3 protein-coding genes are annotated in these 2,342 nt (G+C 61.8%); all 3 read left to right on the top strand.

Annotated features, from left to right (window positions below):
* Nucleotides 1–80 precede the first annotated feature (80 nt).
* The 3 genes from KZO25_RS19750 to tnpC are packed head-to-tail and all read left to right on the top strand — an operon-like array spanning nt 81 to nt 2,305.
* Nucleotides 81–290 carry a hypothetical protein gene (locus KZO25_RS19750; RefSeq protein ID WP_223138214.1) on the top strand — a complete coding sequence of 70 codons (210 nt, stop codon included), beginning with the start codon at nt 81–83 and terminating at the stop codon, nt 288–290.
* A complete protein-coding gene (gene tnpB, locus KZO25_RS19745) occupies nt 287–643 on the top strand; it encodes an IS66 family insertion sequence element accessory protein TnpB (protein ID WP_223138213.1) in 357 nt (118 codons plus the stop codon). The genes KZO25_RS19750 and tnpB overlap by 4 nt, the downstream gene beginning before the upstream one ends.
* A gap of 45 nt (nt 644–688) precedes the next feature.
* Nucleotides 689–2,305 carry an IS66 family transposase gene (tnpC, locus tag KZO25_RS19740; RefSeq protein ID WP_223138215.1) on the top strand — a complete coding sequence of 539 codons (1,617 nt, stop codon included), beginning with the start codon at nt 689–691 and terminating at the stop codon, nt 2,303–2,305.
* Nucleotides 2,306–2,342: the final 37 nt, after the last annotated feature.

Raw genomic sequence — 2,342 nt, 5'->3', positions numbered from 1 at the left:
GTAAACGCTCCAGTAACCCCATCTTCTTGAGCTGATCAGCGTCGATCACACTGGTGGCCTCTGTTGTATTGGAGGACACCATGAACGAACTGACCTCGACGCAGGCTTTCTGGCTGGGTCACCTATTCCATGCCTCATCCCGACAACTGCCGCTGAGCGACTACGCCCAAGAGCAGGCCCTGGACCTGGCGGCACTCCTGGCCTGGGAAAAGCGTTTGGTGGTGCAGGGTCTGCCGGTGCCGCCGCGTCACCGCCCGGCACGCTTTGTCGCCGTGGAGATGACACCATGATTCGGCCGGATACCGGATTGCGTGTCTACCTCTGCCGCGAACCGGTCGATATGCGCAAGCAGATCGATGGGCTGGCCCTGCTGGTCCAGGAGGCCATGGAGCTGAACCCCTTCGAGGAAGCGGTGTTCGTGTTCGGTAATCGTCAGCGTGACAAGGTGAAGATCCTGTTCTGGGAACGCAACGGCTTCGTTGTCTGGTACAAGCGGCTGGAAAAGGAGCGTTTCAAGTGGCCAGCACGTCTGGACGGCGACACGCTCAGACTCTCTGGGCAGGAACTGAACTGGCTGCTCGACGGTTACGACATCAGTCTCATGCAACCGCATAAGGCGCTGCATTATCAATCGGTTGGGTAGCTATTTCACTGCCCAAGCCCGGCTGGTTTTGATATCATGACCGGCATGAAAATCGCCGCTTCCCCATCGCCCGAGACCATCGCCGAACTCCAGCGCAAGTTGGCCGCGCAGCAGTCGGCGCTGGACAAACAGCAGGCAGAAAATGCGCGCTTGCTGGCCTTGATAGCGAGAAAAGAGGCCCAGTGGGAAGCCGCCAAGCAGTCGCTCTTCGAGCAATTCAGACTGGCCATTGAACGCCGGTTCGGTCCCTCCACCGAGAAGTACCGGGTCGAGCAGGGTGACCTGTATATCAATGAGGCAGAAGCGGCCGTGGATGAGGAAGATGCCACCGCTGCCGACGAGACGGCCACTGCCGAGCCAGAACCCGAGACTACCGCACCAACCCAGCGCCGCACTCGTGGTGGTCGTGTTGCCTTACCCCCCGAGCTGCCACGCGTGGATGTAGTGCACGAGCTCCCCGAGGAGGCGCGTCACTGCACCGAAGATGGCACCGAGCTCAAGATCATTGGCGAAGAGGTCAGCGAGGAACTGCATGTGGTCCCGGCGCGAATCGAGGTGATTCGCCATGTCCGGCGCAAGTATGCCTGCCCGGCCTGCGAAGAGGGCGTGCAGATCGCCCCGGCACCGGCCAAGCTGCTCCCCAAGAGCAATGCCAGCGCCACGCTGCTCGCCTATGTGGCCACCGCCAAGTACCAGGATGCCTTGCCACTCTATCGACAGAGCCAGATATTTGCTCGCCACGGCGCCGAGATCCCGCGCAATACTCTGGCACGCTGGATGGTTCAGGTCGGCGAACGGATGACACCGTTGGTCGAGGCGTTGCGCCAGCACTTGCGACAAGCCCCGCTGATCCACATGGATGAGACCACCCTGCAGGTCAACGCCGAAGCGGACCGACCCGCCAGTTCGACGTCCTATATGTGGCTGCAGCGCGGTGGCCCACCGGGGCAACAGGTGGTGCTGTTCGACTACGATGCCAGCCGAGCCGGTCGGGTGCCCGTGCGCCTGTTGGGTGACTATGCCGGCCGCCTGGTCACCGATGGCTATGAAGGTTATGCCGAGGTGGTTCGACGCAATGGCATCATCCACGCTGGCTGTTGGGCGCACGCCCGGCGCAAATTCATCGACGCTCAGAAGGTGCAGCCCAAGGGCAAGACCGGCAAGGCTGACTGGGCGCTCAACCAGATCCGCAAGCTCTACGCCTTGGAACAGCAGGCCAAGGCACTCGACCCCGAGGCGCGCCGGGCGCTACGCGAGCAGAAAAGCCGCCCGCTGATCGTTCAGCTACGCACTTGGCTCGATAAATCGATCAAGCAGATACTGCCCAAGAGTACCCTGGGCAAGGCCCTGCACTACCTCGATAGTCAGTGGCAACGCCTGACCCGCTTCCTCGAAGATGGCCTGATCCCGCTGGACAACAACCCGGCCGAAAACGCCATCCGCCCCTTCGTGGTGGGTCGCAAGAACTGGCTGTTCAGCCACACGCCGAGCGGTGCCCAAGCCAGCGCGGCGATCTACAGCCTGATCGAAACGGCCAAGGCCAACGGCCTCTCGCCCTACGAATACCTGCAGTTCGTGTTCGAGACGCTGCCCACCCTCGGCGAGGACGATGACCTCGGCTCACTGTTGCCCTGGCAATGGAAAGACACCCTACCGGCCTGACTCAGGACGGAACAGATGGGGTTGCTGGAGCGCTTAC

The organism is Halomonas sp. ANAO-440, assembly GCF_019915905.1.
GTDB classification, from domain to species: domain Bacteria; phylum Pseudomonadota; class Gammaproteobacteria; order Pseudomonadales; family Halomonadaceae; genus Halomonas; species Halomonas chromatireducens.
The sequence above is the reverse complement of the archived record's forward strand: the minus strand, read 5'-3'. Positions and strand labels throughout refer to the sequence as shown.

Bases quoted from the DNA above. Each gene is read 5' to 3' on its own strand.
- KZO25_RS19750 (WP_223138214.1), top strand. From the start codon at position 81: ATGAACGAACTGACCTCGACGCAGGCTTTCTGGCTGGGTCACCTATTC.
- tnpB (WP_223138213.1), top strand. From the start codon at position 287: ATGATTCGGCCGGATACCGGATTGCGTGTCTACCTCTGCCGCGAACCG.
- tnpC (WP_223138215.1), top strand. From the start codon at position 689: ATGAAAATCGCCGCTTCCCCATCGCCCGAGACCATCGCCGAACTCCAG.